Origin of the sequence: Massilia sp. Bi118 (assembly GCF_918697865.1) — a bacterium.
Lineage (GTDB): Bacteria > Pseudomonadota > Gammaproteobacteria > Burkholderiales > Burkholderiaceae_D > Telluria.
This window is the reverse complement of the sequence record NZ_CAKKMV010000002.1, coordinates 24,435-46,642: the sequence shown is the minus strand read 5'-3', so window position 1 is coordinate 46,642 and position 22,208 is coordinate 24,435. Positions and strand designations below refer to the sequence as shown.

Below are 22,208 nucleotides of genomic sequence, written 5' to 3'. Positions count from 1 at the left end.
CCTGGAGACCCTACTCCCGTTCGGCGCCCGGAATCGTCGTCATCCGGCGCTCGGGCCTGGGGTCGGTTTCATGGAAGCCGGCCACAAACATCATCAGCACCTCAGGGGCAATCTGCGCCTCCCCCAGCGCCAGCACTTCCGCAGCAATTTTCGACAGGTCGGCCGCTTGCTGCCCCTCGGCCGCCTGGTACATCGCCTGGCGGGTAATGCGGCCCAGCTTGAACGCCAGTTCCGCCATCGCATTCTTCTCGTGATCGTGCATCGCTTCTCCTTTTGCGGCCGAGTATAGCGACTGGCAGGCCTTAGCGGCCACACGCGACGCAGCCGCCGGGTATCAAGCGGCGCGACCCCAGGGAACGTTTTCCACGACTCGCGCCATGCGGGCAGATCGCCGGACATTTGGGCGTAAAGCCGGTGCTAGGATGCGTGCACGATCTTCACGCCGCCCATCTTCATGCCGACGACTCGCCGCACCTTTCTTGCCCAGGCACTGGGCGCCGCAGGGTTGCTTACCCTGAGCCCCTTTTCCGCGCTGGCCCGTTCTTCCTTCGTGGTCGCCAATATCAGCCAGCTCTATCCGGTCGAAGTGGCCCGCATCGCCCTTCCCCGATCGACCGAAGAGGTGGCGCGCGAAGTCAGGGCGTGGGGCGGCAAGGTCGCGGTCGGCGGGGGCCGCTACAGCATGGGCGGGCAGACCGCGGTCGCCCTTGGGCTGCACCTGGACATGCGGGGAATGAACCGGCTGCTGCACTTCGATCCCGTGGCGCGCACGGTACGGGTGCAGGCGGGCATGACCTGGCGCGACCTGCAGGATGCGCTGGATCCCGCCGGTCTGTCGGTCAAAAGCATGCAAAGCTATTCGAACTTCACGATCGGCGGCGCCGTCTCCGTCAATGCGCACGGCCGCTACACCGGCACCGGCCCGGTGGGCAGTACGGTACGCGCGCTGCGCATGGTGCTGGCCGATGGCGCCATCGTCGACGCGAGCCCGAACGAGAACACGGAACTGTTCCGCGCCGTTGTCGGCGGCTATGGCGCGGTCGGCGTGATCACCGAGGTGGAACTCGAACTGGTGGAGAACTGCCGCATCGAACGGGTAGTCGTGCCGCTTACCCTGGACACCTACCGCGCTTACTTCACGCGGCAGGTGCGCGATGCGCACGATGTCGTCATGCATAACGCAGACCTGCTGCCGCCTCATTTCAACGAGCCAGTGGCCGTGTCGTGGCGCCGCACCGACAAAGCCCTGACCGAAACGGCGCGCCTGGTCCCGCGCGGACAGCGCTATCGCGTCAGCCAGGCCGCGCTGGAAGTGGCGACCGAAGCGCCCTACGGCGATCTGCTGGTCAGGCATGTGCTGCATCCCTTGATGCGGTCGGGAGGCGTGGTGAAGTGGCGTAACCATGAGGCCAGCCTCGACGTGAACGAACTCGAACCGGCGTCACGCGCGGTGTCGACCTATGCCCTGCAGGAGTACTTTGTGCCGGTGGCCCGGTTCGAATCCTTTGCGCGCGAGATGGCGGCAGTGATCCGGGCGCATGGCGCGCAGGTGCTGAACGTCTCCGTGCGGCATACGAAGGCCGATCCGGTACCGCTATTGGCCTGGGCGAAAGAGGAAGTGTTTTCCTTCGTGGTCTATTACAAACAGCAGACCAGCGCGTCAGCCTGCGCCGCCGTGGGCGAATGGACGCGGGCGATGATCGCATCGGCCTTGCGTCATGGCGGCCGCTACTATCTGCCCTATCAGCTGCACGCGACGAAGGCGCAGTTCGAACAGGCCTACCCCGACATCGAGGCGCTCAGGCGCGTGAAGCGTGCGCTGGACCCGGAGGGAAAATTCTCGAACGCGATGTGGGCCAGGTATCTCTGACCCGGCGCCCCCTGATGTCTATACGCAGCTTGTGACAATCCGAGGGGATTACCAGGTCCCCAGAGATTCAGCTCACTTCACTTTAGCAGCGTATAGACCTCCTCCTGAGCATAGTGCTGACGAGAGCGCGGACAAGGCAGTATGGGTCCACGACTCACAAGCGCGCGGAACGAGATCAGTGGCAGCGCCCGAATGGGCACTCGGTTGCCTAATGACTGAGCCAGACTACGTTTAAAATACATCCGCGAAGCTTCCTGCTGACCATAACACACTCGAATGTAAGCGGATCGGGCGGCGCAAACGCCGGTATGAAGCTGGGCGCGACGACCTATCCCTATCGATACACGACAATGCATGCAGCTCAGCACTTTGAAAACGATGAACCTGGCTATCTGGACTGGATACGAAACAACCCGGGCGGATACGTTCTAAACCTCAACCGTCCGCCGACGCAACGCTACCTGGTGCTTCACAAGGCGTGTTGCAGTGATATCCGCAATCAATTAGCACGTCGCGGCCCCGCGCAGTTCACAGGTGGTAAGTACGCGAAACTGTGCGCATCGGATGCCGAATCCATCGTGACCTGGGTCAGCGAACACGTCCCAGGACCACTGTCCTTTACAAGCTTGTGCAAGCGGTGCCGTCCCGATGCGCCAGTGGGTTGCGCCGAGAATATCCAACAAACCTTCGCTTCCGCGGCCCATCAAGCCCTACGCGACAGCACGGTCGACCGGCGCGCACGTCTAAATAAAGCCAATCCCAAGCCTGCCGTACGCTATGTAATGACCCGAGTTTTCGTGCGCAACCCGGACGTAGTGGCCGAGGTCCTGCATCGCGCTCAGGGTCGCTGCGAAAGGTGTCGCAACCAGGCGCCGTTCAACAGTCGCTCGACAGGTGAACCCTATCTCGAGGTGCATCACCGGATTCCGCTGGCGAAAAACGGCGACGACACCGTCGAGAATGCGATCGCACTGTGTCCGAACTGCCATCGGGCCTCGCATTATGGATAACCAAACGCGAACAGGACCCCTACAACCTTTCAGACCCGCGAGAGCTGCGCTGTTGGCAAACGCTGGACTTCCCCCACTCCGGGCGTTCGGCGCGGTGCCTTGCAAGGAAAATAGCCAAATCCGATCTGGCGGGAATTCTGGTTCATGAAGTGACTGAACGCGAACGCCGGCAACTTGGCGCAGAGTATGGTGTCGTTCCCGGGAAGAGGTTTCGCGGCTTTACGGAAGATGGGATAACGCGCCTTCTTTCGGCACGGCTCGGCGATCGCCACGCGACGCGGCAGATCATACTATTCAAGCACTGGCTCCAGACAGACGCCTTTCCGAATGTTCGACGCCTGCCCGGCTCCAGCGCCTGAATACGCGCAGGGCCGCAGCTAAGGCTCAGCGCCGCACGACGATAGGCTTCAAACCCAAGGACGAAGGCAGCGCACGCGCAGCCTCCTGCGCCATCGCCCGCGTCTCGAACGGCCCGCTGTACAACCGGTTGACCGAACCCGAACGCACCACTTCCAGCGCCTGCGACACGCCGGACTTCTTCAGCATCTCACCGATCTCTTCGGCCTTGCCTTCGCGTCCGTAGGCGCCCAGTTGCAGGTAGTAGCCGGACGCCGGCGCGGCCTTGGCGGCGGCCGGCTGCGAACGCGCTACCGCGGCGCTGTCCATCGCCACGCGGTCTTCCAGCATCAGCGCGGCGATTTCCGCCGGCGCCGGCGCGGCCTGGGCGGCGGAGGTCGCGGCGCGGCGCACGGTGGCGATGCGGGTCGGATCGTCCGGGAACAGGCGTTCGACCTCGACCTGGTGGCTGCCCTTGCCCAGCAGGCCGAGCTTGAGCGCCGCCGTGTAGGAGACGTCGACGATGCGGTCGGAGTGGAAGGGCCCGCGGTCGTTGATGCGCACCACCACCGACTTGCCGGAATCCAGGCTCGTCACGCGCGCGTAGGATGGAATCGGCAGCGTCGGATGCGCGGCCGTCATCTTGTACATGTCGTAGGGCTCACCCGAGGAGGTGCGCTGGCCGTGGAATTTCACACCGTACCAGCTGGCCACGCCGCGCTGGGTGAAGGGCTCGTCGTTGAGCAGCGGCGTGTAGGTCTGGCCGAACACGGAGTACGGCTTGTTGGCGAACTTGGCGTAGGGTTCGTACTTGACCACCGCGTCCGGCAGGTCGCGCAGGCCGGGCGGCGGATTGTCGCCGGGGCCGTCGTCCTGGTAGTAGCCGCCGCGGCCGGAACCGGCTGCGGGCAGCTTGGGCAGGCTGGGATCGATGTCGCCGTGCCGCGTTGTCACCTTGTGCTTCCAGGGCAGCGGGATCAGGCTTTTGTGTTCGCCGTCGCTGGTTGTACTGCAGCCGGTCATCAGCGTTGCCGAAGCAAGCGCAATGACCGCTGGCAAAAATCGGCCTCGCAATGCGCGAACGGCCATCGCGTTCTCTTTCATGTCAGGTCTGCACCAGTTTGCGGTGTCTTTGAATGCTCATCAATATACCACTGCAAAGCCCCAAAGTAATCAAGGCAGTACCGCCATAGCTCATGAATGGAAGCGGAACGCCGACCACGGGCAGGATCCCACTGACCATACCCATGTTGATAAAGCAATAAGTGAAGAACATCATGGACACGGCGCCGGCCAGCAGGCGCGTGAACAGGTTCGGGGCATTTGCAGCGATCATCATGCTGCGCCCGATGAGCAACAAATACAAGAACAGTAACACCAGGTTACCGATCAGGCCGAATTCCTCGGAGTACACCGAGAAGATGAAGTCGGTGGTGCGCTCGGGAATGAACTCCAGGTAAGCCTGGGTGCCTTTCATGTAGCCCTTGCCGCTCACGCCGCCGGAGCCGATCGCGATGGTCGACTGGATGATGTGGAAGCCCTTGCCCAGCGGGTCCGAGGTCGGGTCGATCAGCGTCATCACGCGGTCGCGCTGGTAGTCGTGCATCATCGACCAGGCCACCGGCAGGCTGGCGGCGCCGGCCACGAACAGGCCCACCAGGGCCTTCCACGACAGGCCGGCCAGGAAGATCACATAGAAGCCGGACGCGCCCACCAGCAGCGCGGTGCCGAGGTCGGGCTGCTTGGCGATCAGGCCGAACGGGATCAGCAGAAGCACCGCCGCAACGATGAAGTTCTGCCACTTCATGAAGCCGGCCCGGGTCTGGAAATACCAGGCCAGCATCAGCGGCGTGGCGATCTTCAGGATCTCGGAAGGCTGGATGTCGACGCCCACGTGCAGCCAGCGCCGCGCGCCCTTCTTGATGACGCCAAACAGCGCCACCGCCACCAGCAAGGCCACGCCGAAGGTATAGATGGGCACCGCGAGCCGCAGCAGCATCTGCGGCGGGATATTCGCCGCGATCCACATCACGGTGAAGGACAGCAGGATGTTGCGCATCTGTCCTTCCATGCGGCCCGGGAAGTCGTGGCCGGCCGAGCTCATGGTCAGGGTGCCGACCGAGAACAGCAGGAACAGGATCAGGGCCAGCGGGCCGTCGAACACCAGCAGATAGGGTTTCAGGCGCCGGCTCAGCGAACGCCGTTCAGGGATATGGGCCGGCATCGCTTACTCCTTGTTGCCAGGGGTTTCGCCGCCCGGCGGCTTGGGCAGGCCGGCGTTCGGGCCGAAGGCCTCTTCCGGCACCGCCAGGTCTTCCTTCTGCACTGCGGTGCTCGGCACCGGCTTGGCCTTCTCGCCGGGGCGCTTGCCGAGCAGGTAATAGTCGAGCGCCTTGCGCGCGATCGGCGCCGCGTACTGGGCGCCGAAGCCGGCATTCTCGACCACCATCGCGATCGCGATCTTCGGCTTGTCGGCCGGGGCGAAGGCGGTGAACAGCGCATTGTCGCGCAGGCGTTCGGGGGTCATGTTGTGGTTGTACTTGGCGCCCTTCAGGCCGACCACCTGGGCGGTACCGGTCTTGCCGCCGGCCGTGTACTGCGCATCGCGGAAGGCCAGGCGGCCAGTGCCGCTCGGATCGGTCATCACGCCCACCATCGCGTGCTTGATGACGTCGATGTTTTCCTGCTTCAGCGGGATGCGGCCCGATTCCTTCGCCACCGTCAGCGTGCGCTGGTGGGTGCCGCCGTCTTCGAGGATCTTGACCAGGTGCGGCTTCATGATCACGCCGTTGTTGGCCAGGGTAGCCACCGCGTGCGCCAGCTGCAGCATGGTGTAGCTGTTGTAGCCCTGGCCGATGCTGATCGAGATGGTGTCGCCGCCGACCCACTTCTGGGCCGCGCGGTTCTTCCTGAAGCGCTCGCGCTTCCACTCCTGCGAAGGCAGCACGCCGCCCTTCTCGTGGTCGAGGTCGATGCCGGTCGGCGAACCGAAGCCGAACTGCTTCATGAAGGTGCTGATCAGGTCGATGCCCATCTCGTTGCCGAGCTGGTAGTAATAGGTATCGCAGGACATCACGATCGAGCGGTACATGTCGATGTAGCCGTGGCCGCCCGGCTTGTCGTCGTTGAAGCGGTGCCCGCCCAGCATGAAGAAGCCGGGGTCGCTGATGCCCTGCTCCGGGCGGCGCTTGCCGGTCTCCAGCGCGGCCAGCGCCATGAAGGGCTTGAAGGTCGAGCCGGGCGGATAGGTGCCCGACAGCGGACGGTTCATCAGCGGACGGTCGAGCGAGGTATTCAGTTCGTTCCAGCTTTGCGAGTCGATACCGTCGACGAACAGGTTCGGATCGAAGCCCGGCCGCGACACATAGGCCAGCACGTCGCCGGTTTCCGGTTCGATCGCGACCAGCGCGCCCCGGAAGTCGCCGAATGCTTCCTCGATCACCTTCTGCAGCTCGATGTCGATCGACAGGATCAGGTTGGTGCCCGGCACCGGCGGCGTGCGCGACAAGGTGCGGATCGCGCGGCCGCCGGCCGAGCGCTCGACTTCCTCGTAGCCGGTGACGCCGTGCAGCTGGCGCTCATAGCTCTTCTCCAGACCTTCCTTGCCGATGTGGTCGGTGCCGTTGTAGTTGGCGGCATCCTGGCTTTCTTCGATTTCCTTGGCCTCTTTCTGGTTGATGCGGCCGATGTAGCCCAGCACGTGCGAGGCGATCTCGCCCAGCGGGTACTGGCGGAACAGGCGCGCCTGCACTTCGACGCCGGGGAAGCGGAAGCGCTGCGCGGTGAAGCGCGCGACCTCGTCGTCGCTCAGGCGGGTGCGGATCGGCACGCTCGAAAAATTCTTCGACTCTTCCAGCAAACGCTTGAAGCGCTTGCGGTCCTTGGCTTCGATCGTCACCAGCTTGGCCAGTTCGTCGATCACGGAATCGAGGTTGGCCTCCAGTTTCGAGGGCGTGATCTCGAGCGTGTAGGCCGAGTAGTTACTGGCCAGGACCGCGCCGTTGCGGTCCAGGATCAGGCCGCGGTTGGGGACGATGGGCACCAGCGCGATGCGGTTGTCCTCGGCCTGGGCCATGTACTGGTTGTGCTTGACCACCTGCAGCCAGACGAAGCGGGCCACCAGCAGGCCGAAGCAGATAAACACGAGCACCACCAGCGCCGAGAGGCGCATGCGGAAGTGGTGGATCTCGCGATCGCTGTCTTTAATCTCGGTCATTCGAAAAAATCAGATGGGACGGGTGTGATCTTTATCGACCGCGCGCCGTTGCGGCGCCAGCAGCAGCCAGGTGACGACCGGCCACAGGGCCACCGCGATCAGGCTCTCGATGAAGTGCAGCCAGCCCGGGAAGCGCCCGGTGACGATGAAGCGCACCATCACCTGGATCGCCTGCGTCATCAGCAGCAGCGGGAACACATGGATCGCCTGGGTGACCAGCGGGAACCACAGCACGCGGCGATGGATCATGATCGCCAGATAGGATAGTAGCGTGTAGGCCAGCGCGTTCTCGCCGAGCAGCGTGGCGTCGTGCACGTCCATCAGCAGGCCCATCGAAAAGGCGATGCCGATGCCGACCTTGCGCGGCTGATGGATGCCCCAGAAGACCAGCACTAGCGCGACGAAGTCGGGCGCGCCGACCCAGCGGCCCCAGGGCATCAGGTTGAGCATGAAGGCGCAGATCAGGCTGAACGCGATGAACAGCGGGCTGACCGGCAGCAGGATGTAATGCGGACGGGGCATCAGGCGCCCTCCCCGGTACGGGCCGCGGCCGGTTTGGCTGCGGGCGGTGTGACGCGTGCCGGCGCCGGTGCGGGCGCGCGGTTCTGGTTTTGCGTAGCTGGCGGCGCGGCAGGGACGGCGCCCGGTGCGGACGTTGCCGGCGCGGCCGTCGCGCCGGGAGCAGCGCCCGACGGTGCGGCGCCTTGCGTGCCGGGAGCGGCAGCCGGCTGCTGGCCGGCCTGCTGCGCAGGCTGCACGGCCGGCGGCAGCGGCTGCGCTGGCAGCGGCGGCAGCGGGATCGGCGCCATTTTCGGCAGGTTGCGGCGCGAGGTGGTGTTACCGTTGGGTTTGGGCGCTTCCGCGGCCGGGCGCGGCTGGGCCGGCTGGTCCGACATCACGATCAGGAGCTGGCGGTGGCGGTCGATGCCGGCCAGCGGCTGGCACACCACGCGTCCGAAGGCGCCCTGCGCCACGCTCTCGACCTGGCTCACCTTGGCCACTGCCAGGCCGGCCGGGTACATGCCGTCCAGGCCGGAGGTGACCAGCACGTCGCCGACCTGGATGTCGGCGTTCGGCGCGACGAAGCGCAGGTCCAGCTGGCCGGACTGGCCGCGGCCGTAGGCGACGCTGCGCAGGCCGTTCCTCAACACCTGCACAGGAATCGCCTGCTCCTTGTCGGTCAGCAGCGTGACCTCGGAGGTGAACGGGAACACGCGCGTGACCTGGCCGACCACGCCGGCATTGTCGATCACCGGCAGGCCGGGCTTGACGCCGTTCTGCGAGCCGCGGTCGAGCACCACGCGGCGGGTGGACGGGTCGCGGGCGTCGTACAGGATCTCGCTCATCATCGAGCGCACCGGCAGGTGTTCGCGCGCGTCCATCAGCTTGCGCAGGTGGCCGTTCTCGGCCATCTGGAGCTGGGCCTGCTGCATGGCCTGGGCCATCGCCACCTGCTGGCTCTTCAGGTCACGGACTTCCTTCTGCAGCGCGGAGATCGAGGAGAAGTAGCTGCCCATATTGCTGACCGCGTCGCGCGGCATCAGGGCAAGCATCTGGAAAGGATAAAGCACCGTGCCCGCAACCTGGCGCACGGCGGTGAGCGCATGAAACCGCGCGTCGACGACAAGCAGTGCGATCGAGATGAGTGCGAACACCGTCACCTTGACCCTGGCGGGAGCGCCTTGCTTGAAGAGCGGCGGAGGACTGTATTCCATGACTTCCAATCACTAAATCAAACGCGGATCGGGCACGCGCAAAACATGCACGCGCCCGGTCCGCGCCGTCAATGCGGTCGCCTTACTCGTACGAGAAGATCGAACCCAGCTTGTCCATGCGCTCGAGCGCCATGCCTGAACCGCGCACCACGCAGGTCAGCGGATCCTCCGCCACCAGCACCGGCAGGCCGGTCTCTTCCATCAGCAGGCGATCGAGGTCGCGCAGCAGCGCGCCGCCGCCGGTCAGCATCATGCCTTTCTCGGCGATGTCCGCGCCCAGTTCCGGCGGGGCCATCTCGAGCGCGTTCTTGACGGCGGAGACGATGTTGTTCAGCGGGTCGGTCAGGGCTTCGAGGATCTCGTTGCTCGAGATGGTGAAGGAACGGGGGATGCCTTCGGACAGGTTGCGGCCCTTGACTTCCATTTCCTTGACTTCGGAACCCGGGAAGGCCGAACCGATGGCCTTCTTGATCGCCTCGGCGGTCTGCTCGCCGATCAGCATGCCGTAGTTGCGGCGGATGTAGTTGACGATCGCTTCGTCGAACTTGTCGCCGCCCACGCGTACCGAGCCTTTATAAACCATGCCGCCCAGCGAGATGATGCCCACCTCGGTGGTGCCGCCGCCGATGTCCACCACCATCGAGCCGGTTGCCTCGGCCACCGGCAGGCCGGCGCCGATCGCGGCCGCCATCGGCTCTTCGATCAGGTAGACCTGGCGGGCGCCGGCGCCCAGCGCCGATTCGCGGATCGCGCGGCGCTCGACCTGGGTCGAACCGCAGGGGACGCAGATGATGATGCGCGGCGAGGGGCGCAGGAATTTGGAGTCGTGCACCATGCGGATGAACTGCTTCAGCATCTGCTCGGTGACGGTGAAGTCGGCAATCACGCCATCCTTCATCGGACGGATCGCTTCGATATTGCCAGGCACCTTGCCCAGCATCTGCTTCGCTTCCTTGCCGACTGCCTGGATCGTCTTCTTGCCGTTCGGACCGCCTTCCTGGCGGATCGCGACGACCGAGGGTTCATCCAGCACGATGCCCTGGCCACGGACATAGATCAGGGTATTCGCGGTACCCAGGTCGATCGCCAGATCGTTCGAAAAAAGCTGCGTAACAAAACCAAACATGTGTGTCCTGATGCGCATCGATGTGCGCCTAAAGCGGACCCTGCATAAGCAAGATCCCAAACATTAATCGGGGAATCCTCGCCGCGATTGATGAATCCGCACCGCGGGCTTTCATGCGCGGTCCGTCTGCTTTCGGCGCCGGAGAACGCATTAGCCCGCCATTCTACCTTATAATTTGCCGATTAAACGCTGAAAAACGGGTGGATTCGCCCCTATATCAGCCTGCGAGTTCGACGGTATTAGCAAGCATTTATCAGCTTTAGCAAGCCGTTAACCAAATTTCATTATTCGCACAACCATCTTTGACCGCGGCTTCGAGCCGTGCCCATGCCATGTCCCTGACTCTCTCAGACGTAAAACGGATCGCCAACCTGGCCCAGCTCGATATGGATGAGGCCCATGCCGAGATCGCCCTGAACGAACTGAACGGCATTTTCGCCCTGGCCGAGCAGATGCAGGCCGTCGACACCACCGGCGTCGAGCCGCTGGCCCAGCCGCTGTCCGCCATCCTCGCGCTGCCGCTGCGCCTGCGCGAAGACGTGGTGTCCGAGGAAGACCACCGCGCCGACTACCAGGCGCCGGCCCCGAAGGCCCAGGACGGTTTGTACCTGGTGCCGAAAGTCATCGAATAACAAAGCCGGGATCCCACAGATTATGCATAACAAGACCATCAAGGAGCTCTCGACGCTCCTGCATTCGAAACAGATTTCGTCGACCGAGCTGACGCAGCACTACCTCGACCGCATCGCCGCCAGCCAGCACAACGCCTTCCTGCACGTCGATGCCGAGCTGTCGCTGGCCCAGGCCAAGGCGGCCGACGCGCGCTTCGCCGAAGGTTCGGCCGGCGCGCTGACCGGCATTCCGATCGCGCACAAGGACATCTTCGTCACCAGGGGCTGGCGCTCGACCGCCGCCTCGAAAATGCTGGGCAACTACGTCAGCCCGTTCGACGCGACCGTGGTCACGAAGTTCGGCGACGCCGGCATGGTCACGCTGGGCAAGCTGAATTGCGACGAGTTCGCGATGGGCTCGGCCAACGAGAACTCGGCCTTCGGCGCGGTGAAGAATCCCTGGGATACGCTGGCCGTGCCGGGCGGCTCCTCGGGCGGTTCGGCCGCCGCGATCGCCGCGCGCCTGGCGCCGGCCGCGACCGGCACCGATACCGGCGGCTCGATCCGCCAGCCTGCCGCCTTCTGCGGCATCACCGGCATCAAGCCGACCTACGGCCGCGTGTCGCGCTTCGGCATGATCGCCTTCGCCTCCTCGCTCGACCAGGGCGGCCCGATGGCGCGCACCGCCGAGGATTGCGCCCTGCTGCTGAACGAGATGGTGGGCTTCGACGAACGCGACTCGACCAGCCTCACGCCCGAGCAGGGCAACGCGCGCGAAGACTTCACGCGCGACCTGAGCAAGCCTCTGAACGGCCTGCGCATCGGCGTGCCGAAAGAGTACTTCGGCGAAGGCCTGGCCGCGGACGTCGAGAGCAGCGTGCGCGCCGCGCTGGACCAGTTCGTGAAGCTGGGCGCGACCCTGGTCGAGATCTCGCTGCCGAAAACGGCGCTGTCGATCCCGGTCTACTACATCATCGCACCGGCCGAGGCCTCGTCCAACCTGTCGCGCTTCGACGGCGTCCGCTACGGCTACCGCACGCCGGAGTACAAAGACTTGCAGGACATGTACAAGAAAACGCGCGCGGAAGGCTTCGGCAAGGAAGTCCAGCGCCGCATCATGGTCGGCACCTATGTGCTGTGCCACGGCTACTACGACGCCTACTACGTGCAGGCGCAGAAGATCCGCCGTTTGATTGCCGACGACTTCCAGGCCGCCTTCAAGGACCAGTGCGACGTCATCATGGGCCCGGTGGCCCCGACCGTGGCCTGGGACCTGGGCGCGAAGTCAAGCGACCCGGTCGCCAACTACCTGGCCGACATCTTCACGCTGTCGACCAGCCTGGCGGGCCTGCCCGGCATGGCTATCCCGGTCGGCTTCGGCCAGGGCGAAAAGAACGCCAAGCGCCCGGTCGGCCTGCAGATCATCGGTAACTACTTCAGCGAAGCCAAGCTGCTGAACATCGCGCACCAGTACCAGCAGGCGACCGATTGGCACAACAAGGCACCCGAAGGCGTTTAGGGGTCAGAGCCCGGTGTTGCTTTTAAAAGGGCTCTGACCCCGGTCTGGCCCCGGTGTGTGCGTAACGAAAAATAGAGAGAACATCATGGAATGGGAAGTCGTCATCGGTCTTGAGAACCACGTCCAGCTCACGACCAATTCGAAAATCTTCAGCGGCAGCTCGATCCGCTTCGGCGCCGAGCCGAACACCCAGGCCAGCCCGGTCGACCTGGCGCTCCCGGGCGTGCTGCCGGTGCTGAACCGCGGCGCCGTCGAACGTGCGATCCGCTTCGGCCTGGCCGTGGGCGCGAAGATCGCGCCGCGCTCGGTCTTCGCGCGCAAGAACTACTTCTACCCCGACCTGCCGAAGGGCTACCAGATCAGCCAGTTCGAGGATCCTGTGGTCCAGGGCGGCACGCTCACCTTCCCTTACGAGAAGGACGGCAAGATGGTCACCAGCACCATCAACCTGACCCGCGCCCACCTCGAAGAAGACGCCGGCAAGTCGCTGCACGAGGACTATGCCGGCATGAGCGGCATCGACCTGAACCGCGCCGGCACGCCGCTGCTGGAGATCGTCTCCGAGCCGGAAATGCGCAGCGCGAACGAGGCGGTGGCGTATGCGAAAGCCCTGCACTCGCTGGTGATGTGGCTGGGCGTCTGCGACGGCAACATGCAGGAAGGCTCCTTCCGCTGCGACGTCAACGTCTCGGTGCGCCCGGTCGGCCAGAAGGAATTCGGCACCCGCTGCGAGATCAAGAACCTGAACTCCTTCCGCTTCATGGAAGAGGCGATCCACTATGAAGTGCGGCGCCAGATCGAGCTGATCGAAGACGGCGGCAAAGTGATCCAGGCCACCCGCCTGTGGGACCCGGACAAGAAGGAAACCCGCTCCATGCGCACCAAGGAAGACGCGCAGGACTACCGCTACTTCCCGGACCCGGACCTGCCGCCGCTGGCGATCTCGCAGGACTGGATCGAGCGCATCAAGGCCGACATGCCGGAACTGCCGGCCGCCATGCGCGAGCGCTTCATCAAGGACTACGGCCTGCCGGAATACGATGCGCTGATCCTGACCGGCTCGCAGGGCATGGCCAACTACTACGAAGCCGTGGTCGCCAAGGCCGGCAAGGAAAACGCCAAGGCCGCCGCCAACTGGATGATGGGCGACGTCTCCTCGGCCCTGAACCGCGCCGACCTCGACATCATCGACTCGCCGGTCGAGGCATCGCAACTGGCTGTGCTGCTGAAGCGCATCCTTGATGGCACGATCTCGAACAACGCCGCCAAGAAGGTGTTCAGCCTGATGTGGGAAGCGGGTTCGGAAGACGAGAACCTGGCCGACGCCATCATCGATCGCGAAGGCCTGAAGCAGATCTCGGACACCGGCGCGATCGAAGCCATCGTCGACGAAGTCCTGGCCAACAATGCGAAATCGGTCGAGCAGTACCGCGCCGGCAAGGAAGCGGCGATCAACGCGCTGATCGGCCAGTGCATGAAGGCGTCCAAGGGCAAGGCCAATCCGGCCCAGGTGACGGAGCTGCTGAAGCAGAAGCTGGCGGGCTGATTTTTCGGCTTTTTTGCCAGTTGTCAAAAAACCGGGGATGTGAAATCTCCGGTTTTTTTTATGCCCGCTGCGTGACATTTGGTGAGCCACGGCCAGACCGCGGCTGCCTATAATCGAGTTCCACTTGCCGATGGACTCACCGATGCGCCAACTTGCCCTTCCCGCTTTCCTGCCGCTCCTGTTCACCGCTTCCCTTGCCTGCGCCGCCGACACCACCCAGGTCTTTCACGATCATGGCGAGCTGCATTACGTCGGCCCGCTCGACGAACAAGCGAATGCCAAACTGTTCGCCCTCTACGACAGCCTGCAGGACAAGCCGGACAAGCTGGCGATCCGCAGCGAGGGCGGGTCGACCACCGTGGGTCTGGCGCTAGGCCAGTGGGTCCGTGACCACAAGCTGGACGTCAAGGTGCTGGAATACTGCCTGTCTTCCTGCGCCAACTACGTGTTCCCGGCCGGCGTGCACAAGGTGGTCAGCAACTTCGCCGTGATCGGCCTGCACGGCGGTTTGAGCAGCACCAGCTTCAACTACGACGACGCCACGAAAAAGATGTTCGCCGCGATGCCGCCGAAAAAACGCCAGGCGCTGCTCGACGAAATCAACGCATCGATCAGGGGCGATGCGGTCAAGGAGCAGGCTTATTTCAAAACACTGGGCGTGCGCGGCGACTACGTCACGCTGGGCCAGGAAGAGCGCTACCAGAAACTCTACCGCGACGATCCAAAGACGATGGGCTGGACCTACTCGCTCGAAGATTTCGGCCGCATGGGCATCCACGACATCTCGGTCATCAATCCGCCGTGGCGGCCTGGGGCGGCGATGAAGAACATCTCCTTCATGGTGCTCAAGCTCGAGGAATAGAAGATTCCAGCGGTTCTGTTTCGGATTTTCAGAAATTCAGCTTGCTTCGTCCACTTTTGGCATATAGTTTCGGAGTTTAAGAAATTATGTTGACGAGTCATCTGAATTTGCTATATTTTCTGAAATTCCGAAATAGGACAACGCATGGACACCACGCCCATTCTTCTCACGCACGCCGGCAGTCTGGGACCGTTGGTGCGCCAGCGCCGCCGTGCACAACAATTGCGCATCGATGACGCCGCAAGCCTGCTGGGTGTGTCCGTCGACCTGATGTCGCGGCTGGAGAACGGCCAGGGCAGCGTACGGCTGGACAAGGCGCTGGCGATTCTTGACGGTCTTGGCCTGGCATTGATGGTGGTACCCAAGGAGCATCCCTGGACCCGCCTCGCTGAACCGGCTGCCGCAAGCGACACCGGGAGCCGGACTTGAACTTCAGGCTCGACGTTTTCGCCGGCGAGCCGCTCATGGCCCAACTCGGGCACGATCCGCGGGCCGATGCCTGGACCCTGGATTACGCCCAGGACTGGCGGGATGGCCCGAATGCCTATCCGCTGTCCCCCGCCCTGCCGCTGACCCCGCCTGAAAGGGGATTCGACTCGCGTTCGATCAAGCGCTTCATCGAACACCTGCTGCCGGAAGGCCATGCACTCGACGTCGCCGTCGCGTCGAATGGCCTGGCCAAATCCAATGTATTCGGCCTGATCCGCGCCCTGGGTGTCGAAACCGCCGGCGTCCTGCGATTCCGCGACGCGGACAATGCAATGGCCGCCCCTGACACCAGCATGCGGGAAGTGCCGCTCGACGAGCTGAATGCACGCATCGCCGACCGCGAATTGCCCTTCACTGTCTGGGACGGCAAGGTGCGCATGTCGGTTGCGGGCGTGCAGGACAAGCTGCTGGTCTACATCGACGGGCCACCAGCACAAGGCGGCCGCATGTTCCTGGTCGAAGGTCCGCACCTGGCATCGACCCATATCCTCAAGCCGGACCTGGGCCAGGCAAGGCTGCCTCACCTCGCGGTCAACGAGCACTTCTGCATGACGCTCGCGCGCCGCATCGGCTTGCCGGTGGCGGACGTGCTTTTGCTGCGCGCGCCCCGCCCCGTGCTCCTCGTGCGCCGTTTCGACCGCATCGTGCAGGAACAGGCGGACGGGATCCGGGTCGACCGGCTGCACATCGTCGATGCCTGTCAGACCTGCGACCTGCCCGTCAGCTTCAAGTACGAGCGGAATCTGGGAAAGGAAGCTGCCGTACGCGACATCCGCGAAGGCATGAGCTTCCAACGCCTGTTCGGTCTCGGCGAACTGACCGCCAACAAAGCCACGGCAAAACTGGCGATGCTGCGCTGGGCGCTATTCCAGTTCCTGATCGGGAACAGCGATGCCCATGGCAAGAATTTCTCGTTTTTCGTTCGGCCTGGCGGCTATCTCGATCCCACCCCCTGGTATGACCTGGTGAGCGTGGTCCAGTACGCACACTTCGATACCGATCTGGCGATGGCATTCGGCGATGCATTCACCTTCGACGAAGTGACGCCCTTCGAACTCGCCTCCTTTGCGCAAGGCTGCGGCATCGACCGCAAACTGATGCGCCGCGAAGCGGAGCGCCTCGCCAGCGCGGCGAACGGCGCGGCGGCCGACCTGGCAGGGTCGCGTGATTACGAAGAGGGTGAACGCGAGTTCGTCACGCGCTTGGCAGCCTATGTCGGCCGGCAGGCCCAACGTCTGTCCAGTCTCGCTCGTGAAGCGGTCAAGGTGTCTGACGAACTTCTTTGAGGCGGCCGTCGGCCGCTCAAGCGCCGGATAACAAAGCCAGCGCCTGCGCTCGCGCCGCACTGCGCAGCGAGCGCCGCAGTCCCGCATCGTCGGTGGTCCGCGCCAGCACCATCCCGCCGACGCACAAGGACACGATGGCCTGCGCACGCTGCTCGCCGTCCGGGCTGGCTTCCAGCGCCGCCGCGTACACCGCGGTCAGGTTGCGGATCAGCTGCGTGTATGCCTTCTGCGGCGACAGGCCGGCGCGCGCCACGTCGCCCGGCAGCGCGTACAGCGGGCAGTGGTGCTCGACGTTGTCGAACACCTCGTCGCACAGGTAGACGTCGAGCAGCATGCGCGCCAGCTGCGCCGGTTCGGGTGGCGGCGCGTCCTTGAAATCGGGCTTGAAGGGATTACAGCTGGTGAAGCTGGCGACGGCCGCCGCGTACAGCTCGTCCTTGCTCTTGAAGTGATGGTAGAAGCCGCCGCGCGTCAGGCCGGCATCCAGCATCACGCGGTCGATCGACACCTGCTCGAAGCCGTGGCGGTTGAACAGCCGGCGCGCCGCGTGCACGATGCGTTCGCGGGTCTGGGCCTTGTGCTCGCTGCTGTATGGCATGTCGGGGTCTCCAATATTATGTTCTTGAACATATTATGCACCCGCGTATTCTCTCTCCATCCACCACGAGAAGGAGCCAAACATGCTTACCCTGACCACTTTCCGCAGCGTGCCCGAATTCGCCATCGGCTATGTGCGCGACCTGCGCGTGCGCTGGGCGCTCGAAGAAGCCGGCCTGCCCTACCTGCTCCGCGCGCTCGAGTTCCAGGAAGCGGCCACGCCCGCCTACCGCCGCGAGCAGCCCTTCAGCCAGATCCCCGTGCTGCAGGACGGCGGCCTCACACTGTTCGAGACCGGCGCCATCCTGCTGCACCTGGGCGAACGCAGCCCTGCTTTGCTGCCGGTGGACGCGGACGAGCGCGCACGCGTGACGATGTGGATGTTCGCGGCCCTGAACTCGGTCGAGCCCTACGTCGGCAACCTGGTGAGCCTGGTGGTGTTTTCCGCCGGCGAGCCCTGGGCCGCCGGCGCCCGTCCGGCGACGGAAGCGATGGTGCACAAGCGCCTGCGCGACCTCGACGACTGGCTGGAGGGCCGGGAGTGGCTGGCGAAGGACTTCAGCGCGGCCGACATCCTGATGACGACGGTGCTGCGCCTGATGGACAACATGGAGATGGTGGAACGCTACGCCCGCGTGCAGGCTTACCGCGACCGCTGCATGGCCCGCCCCGCCTTCCGTAAGGCGCTGGCGGACCAGGTGGCGCATTTCAGGCAGGCCGCAGCGGCCGCGTGATCAGACCACGCCGTATTGTGCGCGATACGCCGCCACCGCATCCTTGTGCTGCGCCAGCGAAGGATCGGCGGACAGATAGGTGAACAGGTCGGCCAGGTTGGCGATCGAGATCACCGGAATGCCGTAGTTCTGGCTGACTTCCTGCACCGCCGACAGCGGCGACAGCACGCCGTCGCGGCCAGCCCGTTCCATGCGGTCCAGCGCGATCAGCACCGCGGCCGGCTCGGCACCGGCGGCGCGGATCATGGCCACGGATTCGCGCACCGAGGTGCCGGCCGAGATCACGTCGTCGATGATCACGACCTTGCCCTTGAGCTGGGCGCCGACGATGGTGCCGCCTTCGCCGTGGTCCTTGGCTTCCTTGCGGTTGTAGGCGAAGGAGGTGTCGCGGCCTTTCGCGGCCAGCGCCACCGCGGTGCTTGATGCCAGCGTGATGCCCTTGTAGGCGGGGCCGAACAGCATGTCGAATTCGACGCCCGAATCCAGCAGGGTCTGGGCGTAGAACTGGGCCAGCTTGCCCAGCGTGGCGCCGTCGTGGAACAGGCCGGCGTTGAAGAAATACGGCGACTGGCGGCCGGCCTTGGTGAGGAACTGGCCGAATTTCAGAACTTCGGACTCGACGGAAAACGCAATGAACTGCTGGCGCAGATTGTCCACGACTTTACCCCTGATGAAATCTGTAAAGCCGATATTCTAACCGGGGAGATGCGGAGAAGCCGATGCCACCAGCTTTACCACCAGGTCGGGATTGACCGGCTTGACCAGGTGCCGTTCGAAGCCGGCCTGTTCGCTCCTGGCCTTGTCGGCTTCCTGGCCGTAGCCGGTCAGCGCGACCATGCGGCAGGGATGGCCGTCCAGCAGTGTACGCATGCGGCGCGCCAGCTCGTAGCCGTCGAGGACCGGCAGGCCGATGTCGAGCACCGCCAGGTCGGGGCGGAATGCGCGCACCGCCGCCAGCGCCGCGATCGGCTCGTGGAAGACCCGGACCTCGTGGCCGTGGGCGCCCAGCAGGCGCGCCAGGGTCTCGGCGCCGTCGACGTTGTCGTCGACCAGCATGATGCGGCGCCGCGCCGCGGCCGGCGCGGCCTGCTGCACTGGCAGGCTTTCTTCCGCGCCGGCGCCCGGCGTCAGCAGCGGCAGCAGGACCACGAATTCGCTGCCGCGGTCCTTGCCCTCGCTGCGCGCCTCGACCTGGCCGCCGTGCAGCTCGACGATGTTCTTCACCAGCGACAGGCCGATGCCCAGGCCGCCCTCGGCGCGGTCGATGTTGCGCTTCCCCTGGAAGAACAGGTCGAACACCTGGCCGCGCAGTTCGGGCGCCATGCCGACGCCATCATCCAGCACGCTGATGCGCAGCCAGGGCTCGCCTTCACCCGCATCCACGCGGCCGGCGCGCAGGCGCACGTGGCCGCCCGGCTCCGTGTAGCGCGCCGCGTTGGTGAGCAGGTTGGCGACCACCTGCGCCAGGCGCACCGGATCGCCTTCCCATTGCAGTCCGGGCTCGATCTCGACATCCAGTCGGTGCCGGCGCTTCTCCAGCAGGAGGCTGGCCATCTCGATGGCCTTGTCGAGCGGCTGGGCGATGAAGACGCGCTCGAACTTCAGGTCGATCTTGCCGCGCGTGACCTTCGAAATGTCCATCAAATCGTCGACCAGGCGCACCAGGTGGCCGACCTGGCGCTCGATGATCTCGCGCTCGCGCAAGGCCGCGCCCTCGCCGCGCAGGCGCATCAGCTGCAGCGAGGTGACGATGGGCGAGAGCGGATTGCGCAGCTCGTGGCCGAGCATGGCCAGGAACTCGTCCTTGGCCTGGCCGGCCGCGGTCAGCTCGGCCAGCAGTTCCGCGCGCTCGGCGTGGGCGCGCTCGATCTGCTGGCGGCTGCGCACGTGCTCGGTGACGTCGACCGCCACCAGGATCACGCCCGGCTCTTCGGCATCGAGCACGGCCAGCGGCTCGAGGCTGAACTTCAGAAAACGCTCGCGCGGCTGGCCATCGGCGTCGTTCAGCACGATGCGCAGCTCTTCCGCGCGCGCCATGACCTTGCTGCGGTAGACCTGTTCGAGCAGGTGCTGGGGCTCGCTGTCGCGCAGTTCCGGGAAGACTTCCAGGAAGGCCTTGCCTTCCAGTCCGCTGCGTCCCACCAGCTCGCAATAACTGCGGTTCGCCAGGCGGAACACGAAATCCGGGCCGCTCAGGAGTGCAGCCGCCACCGGCGCGTTCAGCAGCATGCTGTCGCGCTGGGCCAGCGCCACGTCGCGTTCGTGCCTTTCGGTGGCGTCGCGCGTGAAGCAGCGGGTGTAGCGCAGCTCGCCGTTCTCGAAATGGGCGTTCGAGTGGATCATCACGTGCTTGATCGAGCCGTCCTTGCAGCGCAGGCGTGCCGGCTGGTCGTACAGGGTAGCGCCGGCCGAGAGGCGGCACAGGATGTCGCCGATGACCGGTTCGTCGACGTGGAACTCGCCGATGTTGTGACCGACGTATTCTTCCCAGCGGTAGCCGAGCATCTGCAGTTCGGCCTTGTTGGCCCACAGGATGGTGCCGTCGGCGCCGACCCGGTGCAGGCCTTCGGCGGCGTTCTCGACGAAGTCGCTGAACTCGCGCTCGTTGCGGCGCAGGACCGCCTCGGTTTCCTTGCCGCGCGCGAGCTCGGCTTCGAGCGCATGCACCTTCTGTTCGAGCCTGGCCAGCTTCAGTTCCGCATCGTCGGCCGGCAGCGCCATCGCGGCGTCCGCGCAGGCATGATCGTGTTCCGCGCACACGCGCTGGAAGGCGTTGACCAGCCTGGCCGAGGGGAACAGGCTCCAGGGATAGGCGCAGAACAGGGAGAAGGCGCTGCGCTGCGCCAGTTCGTTCCACATGCGTTCGAGCTCGAGCGCCGCATCGTACTGGCCGCACGCGCACAGCAGCGCCACCATTTCGCCAAAGGCGTGGACGCCCTTGCCATCGGCGCCGGCAGCAAGCACGGCGCCACCGACCACGGCGTCGAAACGCTGGCGGTCCGGCCAGCCGTCGACCATGAAGGCCGCCAGCGTCGCTTCCGCATCCAGCCAGAGGACCTGGGCGGCGGGCGCGGCGCGGCCTTGCGCCTGCGCGAGCGCGTCCAGGCGCAGCGCCAGCGCATCGCGGTGTTCGGCAGTGGCGATCACGATCCCGCGGCCGTCGGCGCGCAGGGCCTGGTCGACGTAGGCGGCAACCTCGTCGAGCAGCAAGGTGTCGTTATCGTAGAAGCGGACGAAATGCCCGTGGTTGCCGTAATCGCCAGACAAAATATCGTCGGTCTTGATCAGCACATGAACTCCGGTGCGTACATAAGCGGGAAAGTTTAACACGCCGAAACAATTCGCTTAACAATTCGGCGATAAGCGTAGTCATCCGTACACAGTTACCGAAAGGCAATCTAGAAACGCGTTAAACTCACGTTTTGGCCATGCGCCCTGCCCTTTTCCTTTTCATCATGCCACGAATTATCTCCGCCAACCTGAACGGAATCCGCTCCGCCCACAAGAAGGGCTTCTTCAACTGGATCGCCAGCCAGAACGCCGACTTCATCTGCGTGCAGGAGCTGAAAGCCCAGCAAGCCGACATGACCGAGGAATTCCTCGCGCCGCACGGCTACCACGGGCATTTCCACTACGCCGAGAAGAAGGGCTATTCCGGCACCGGCGTGTACAGCCGCACCAGGCCAGACGCCGCGAAGATCGGCTTCGGCTGCCTCGAATTCGACAACGAAGGCCGCTACACCCGCGTCGATTGCGGCGACCTGACCGTGATCTCGGTCTACTGCCCATCCGGCTCGTCCTCGCCGGAACGCCAGGAAGCCAAATTCCGCTTCATGGAGGTATTCCTGCCGCACCTGCAGGCATTGAAAGCCGAGGGCCGCGAAGTCGTCATCTGCGGCGACTGGAACATCGCGCACAAGGAAATCGACCTCAAGAACTGGAAGAGCAACCAGAAGAATTCGGGCTTCCTGCCGGAGGAACGCGCCTGGATGACGCGCCTGTTCGACGAACTGGGCCTGGTGGACGTGCACCGCGTGGTGGCGCCCGAGGCCGCCGATTACACCTGGTGGAGCAACCGCGGCCAGGCCTGGGCCAAGAACGTCGGCTGGCGCATCGACTACCACGTCGCCACCCCGGGCATCGCCAGCAAGGCTCACGCGGTCTCGGTCTACAAGGACGAGCGCTTCTCGGACCACGCGCCGCTGATCATCGACTACGCGCTGTAACACCTCCGCAAACTCCCCCTCTGCTGGGGGATTCGTTCGCGCCGGCGGTTTTGGGCGGCTTTTTG

20 protein-coding genes are annotated in these 22,208 nt (G+C 64.6%); 10 read left to right on the top strand and 10 right to left on the bottom strand.

Translation table 11 applies throughout. From position 1 onward, the window contains the following. Window positions 1-10: 10 nt before the first annotated feature. Window positions 11-262: a hypothetical protein gene (locus tag LQV39_RS02805; protein WP_230020224.1), complete on the bottom strand. Its 252-nt coding sequence runs from the start codon at window positions 260-262 to the stop codon at window positions 11-13. Window positions 263-454: 192 nt separating this feature from the next. Here LQV39_RS02805 and LQV39_RS02800 point away from each other — a divergent pair, with 192 nt between their 5' ends. Together LQV39_RS02800 and LQV39_RS02795 are read left to right on the top strand one after the other, a co-directional pair. Continuing rightward, window positions 455-1,870, top strand: a complete 1,416-nt coding sequence (locus LQV39_RS02800) for an FAD-binding protein (protein WP_230020223.1) — start codon at window positions 455-457, stop codon at window positions 1,868-1,870. A gap of 308 nt (window positions 1,871-2,178) precedes the next feature. Continuing rightward, window positions 2,179-2,880 carry an HNH endonuclease signature motif containing protein gene (locus LQV39_RS02795; protein WP_230020222.1) on the top strand — a complete coding sequence of 234 codons (702 nt, stop codon included), beginning with the start codon at window positions 2,179-2,181 and terminating at the stop codon, window positions 2,878-2,880. A 384-nt stretch (window positions 2,881-3,264) separates the two neighbouring features. On the opposite strand, the gene LQV39_RS02790 is transcribed toward LQV39_RS02795, so the two are convergent. The 6 genes from LQV39_RS02790 to LQV39_RS02765 form a co-directional block, all read right to left on the bottom strand. Further along, a complete protein-coding gene (locus LQV39_RS02790; RefSeq protein ID WP_230020221.1) occupies window positions 3,265-4,239 on the bottom strand; it encodes a septal ring lytic transglycosylase RlpA family protein in 975 nt (324 codons plus the stop codon). Between the two features lie 82 nt (window positions 4,240-4,321). Then, window positions 4,322-5,440: a rod shape-determining protein RodA gene (gene rodA, locus LQV39_RS02785; RefSeq protein WP_230020220.1), complete on the bottom strand. Its 1,119-nt coding sequence runs from the start codon at window positions 5,438-5,440 to the stop codon at window positions 4,322-4,324. 3 nt (window positions 5,441-5,443) lie between these two features. Further along, a complete protein-coding gene (gene mrdA / locus LQV39_RS02780) occupies window positions 5,444-7,432 on the bottom strand; it encodes a penicillin-binding protein 2 (RefSeq protein ID WP_230020219.1) in 1,989 nt (662 codons plus the stop codon). A gap of 9 nt (window positions 7,433-7,441) precedes the next feature. Continuing rightward, on the bottom strand, window positions 7,442-7,954 hold the full coding sequence (gene mreD, locus LQV39_RS02775) for a rod shape-determining protein MreD (RefSeq protein ID WP_230020218.1): 513 nt from the start codon (window positions 7,952-7,954) through the stop codon (window positions 7,442-7,444). Continuing rightward, window positions 7,954-9,147 carry a rod shape-determining protein MreC gene (gene mreC / locus LQV39_RS02770; protein WP_230020217.1) on the bottom strand — a complete coding sequence of 398 codons (1,194 nt, stop codon included), beginning with the start codon at window positions 9,145-9,147 and terminating at the stop codon, window positions 7,954-7,956. Before mreC ends, mreD begins: the two co-directional genes overlap by 1 nt. An 82-nt stretch (window positions 9,148-9,229) precedes the next feature. Continuing rightward, window positions 9,230-10,273, bottom strand: coding sequence for a rod shape-determining protein (locus LQV39_RS02765; RefSeq protein WP_230020216.1), 1,044 nt, complete (start codon window positions 10,271-10,273; stop codon window positions 9,230-9,232). Between the two features lie 332 nt (window positions 10,274-10,605). On the opposite strand from LQV39_RS02765, the gene gatC reads away from it, so the two are divergent. The 6 genes from gatC to LQV39_RS02735 all read left to right on the top strand — a co-directional run bounded on the left by gatC (window position 10,606) and on the right by LQV39_RS02735 (window position 16,586). Then, window positions 10,606-10,905, top strand: a complete 300-nt coding sequence (gatC, locus tag LQV39_RS02760; RefSeq protein WP_230020215.1) for an Asp-tRNA(Asn)/Glu-tRNA(Gln) amidotransferase subunit GatC — start codon at window positions 10,606-10,608, stop codon at window positions 10,903-10,905. A gap of 22 nt (window positions 10,906-10,927) precedes the next feature. Then, on the top strand, window positions 10,928-12,403 hold the full coding sequence (gene gatA / locus LQV39_RS02755; protein WP_230020214.1) for an Asp-tRNA(Asn)/Glu-tRNA(Gln) amidotransferase subunit GatA: 1,476 nt from the start codon (window positions 10,928-10,930) through the stop codon (window positions 12,401-12,403). 85 nt (window positions 12,404-12,488) lie between these two features. Next, window positions 12,489-13,949 carry an Asp-tRNA(Asn)/Glu-tRNA(Gln) amidotransferase subunit GatB gene (gene gatB, locus LQV39_RS02750; RefSeq protein WP_230020213.1) on the top strand — a complete coding sequence of 487 codons (1,461 nt, stop codon included), beginning with the start codon at window positions 12,489-12,491 and terminating at the stop codon, window positions 13,947-13,949. Between the two features lie 142 nt (window positions 13,950-14,091). After that, complete coding sequence (locus tag LQV39_RS02745; protein ID WP_230020212.1) at window positions 14,092-14,811, top strand: hypothetical protein; 720 nt, start codon at window positions 14,092-14,094, stop codon at window positions 14,809-14,811. Window positions 14,812-14,955: 144 nt separating this feature from the next. Continuing rightward, window positions 14,956-15,240, top strand: a complete 285-nt coding sequence (locus LQV39_RS02740) for a helix-turn-helix domain-containing protein (protein WP_230020211.1) — start codon at window positions 14,956-14,958, stop codon at window positions 15,238-15,240. Continuing rightward, complete coding sequence (locus LQV39_RS02735) at window positions 15,237-16,586, top strand: HipA domain-containing protein (RefSeq protein ID WP_230020210.1); 1,350 nt, start codon at window positions 15,237-15,239, stop codon at window positions 16,584-16,586. Before LQV39_RS02740 ends, LQV39_RS02735 begins: the two co-directional genes overlap by 4 nt. Before the next feature lie 16 nt (window positions 16,587-16,602). On the opposite strand, the gene LQV39_RS02730 is transcribed toward LQV39_RS02735, so the two are convergent. After that, complete coding sequence (locus LQV39_RS02730; RefSeq protein WP_230020209.1) at window positions 16,603-17,184, bottom strand: TetR/AcrR family transcriptional regulator; 582 nt, start codon at window positions 17,182-17,184, stop codon at window positions 16,603-16,605. Window positions 17,185-17,266: 82 nt separating this feature from the next. Between LQV39_RS02730 and LQV39_RS02725 the strand changes: the two genes are divergently transcribed. Further along, complete coding sequence (locus tag LQV39_RS02725; RefSeq protein WP_230020208.1) at window positions 17,267-17,917, top strand: glutathione S-transferase family protein; 651 nt, start codon at window positions 17,267-17,269, stop codon at window positions 17,915-17,917. Here LQV39_RS02725 and pyrE read toward each other — a convergent pair whose 3' ends face one another. Together pyrE and LQV39_RS02715 are read right to left on the bottom strand one after the other, a co-directional pair. Next, on the bottom strand, window positions 17,918-18,574 hold the full coding sequence (pyrE, locus tag LQV39_RS02720; protein WP_230020207.1) for an orotate phosphoribosyltransferase: 657 nt from the start codon (window positions 18,572-18,574) through the stop codon (window positions 17,918-17,920). 36 nt (window positions 18,575-18,610) lie between these two features. Next, window positions 18,611-21,208: an ATP-binding protein gene (locus tag LQV39_RS02715; RefSeq protein ID WP_230020206.1), complete on the bottom strand. Its 2,598-nt coding sequence runs from the start codon at window positions 21,206-21,208 to the stop codon at window positions 18,611-18,613. A gap of 164 nt (window positions 21,209-21,372) precedes the next feature. On the opposite strand from LQV39_RS02715, the gene LQV39_RS02710 reads away from it, so the two are divergent. Then, entirely contained in the window at window positions 21,373-22,143 is a 771-nt protein-coding gene (locus LQV39_RS02710) for an exodeoxyribonuclease III (RefSeq protein ID WP_230020205.1), read from the top strand. The last annotated feature ends 65 nt before the right edge of the window (window positions 22,144-22,208 follow it).

Bases quoted from the DNA above. Each gene is read 5' to 3' on its own strand.
- LQV39_RS02805 (WP_230020224.1), bottom strand. From the start codon at position 262: ATGCACGATCACGAGAAGAATGCGATGGCGGAACTGGCGTTCAAGCTG.
- LQV39_RS02800 (WP_230020223.1), top strand. From the start codon at position 455: ATGCCGACGACTCGCCGCACCTTTCTTGCCCAGGCACTGGGCGCCGCA.
- LQV39_RS02795 (WP_230020222.1), top strand. From the start codon at position 2,179: ATGAAGCTGGGCGCGACGACCTATCCCTATCGATACACGACAATGCAT.
- LQV39_RS02790 (WP_230020221.1), bottom strand. From the start codon at position 4,239: ATGACCGGCTGCAGTACAACCAGCGACGGCGAACACAAAAGCCTGATC.
- rodA (WP_230020220.1), bottom strand. From the start codon at position 5,440: ATGCCGGCCCATATCCCTGAACGGCGTTCGCTGAGCCGGCGCCTGAAA.
- mrdA (WP_230020219.1), bottom strand. From the start codon at position 7,432: ATGACCGAGATTAAAGACAGCGATCGCGAGATCCACCACTTCCGCATG.
- mreD (WP_230020218.1), bottom strand. From the start codon at position 7,954: ATGCCCCGTCCGCATTACATCCTGCTGCCGGTCAGCCCGCTGTTCATC.
- mreC (WP_230020217.1), bottom strand. From the start codon at position 9,147: ATGGAATACAGTCCTCCGCCGCTCTTCAAGCAAGGCGCTCCCGCCAGG.
- LQV39_RS02765 (WP_230020216.1), bottom strand. From the start codon at position 10,273: ATGTTTGGTTTTGTTACGCAGCTTTTTTCGAACGATCTGGCGATCGAC.
- gatC (WP_230020215.1), top strand. From the start codon at position 10,606: ATGTCCCTGACTCTCTCAGACGTAAAACGGATCGCCAACCTGGCCCAG.
- gatA (WP_230020214.1), top strand. From the start codon at position 10,928: ATGCATAACAAGACCATCAAGGAGCTCTCGACGCTCCTGCATTCGAAA.
- gatB (WP_230020213.1), top strand. From the start codon at position 12,489: ATGGAATGGGAAGTCGTCATCGGTCTTGAGAACCACGTCCAGCTCACG.
- LQV39_RS02745 (WP_230020212.1), top strand. From the start codon at position 14,092: ATGCGCCAACTTGCCCTTCCCGCTTTCCTGCCGCTCCTGTTCACCGCT.
- LQV39_RS02740 (WP_230020211.1), top strand. From the start codon at position 14,956: ATGGACACCACGCCCATTCTTCTCACGCACGCCGGCAGTCTGGGACCG.
- LQV39_RS02730 (WP_230020209.1), bottom strand. From the start codon at position 17,184: ATGCCATACAGCAGCGAGCACAAGGCCCAGACCCGCGAACGCATCGTG.
- LQV39_RS02725 (WP_230020208.1), top strand. From the start codon at position 17,267: ATGCTTACCCTGACCACTTTCCGCAGCGTGCCCGAATTCGCCATCGGC.
- LQV39_RS02710 (WP_230020205.1), top strand. From the start codon at position 21,373: ATGCCACGAATTATCTCCGCCAACCTGAACGGAATCCGCTCCGCCCAC.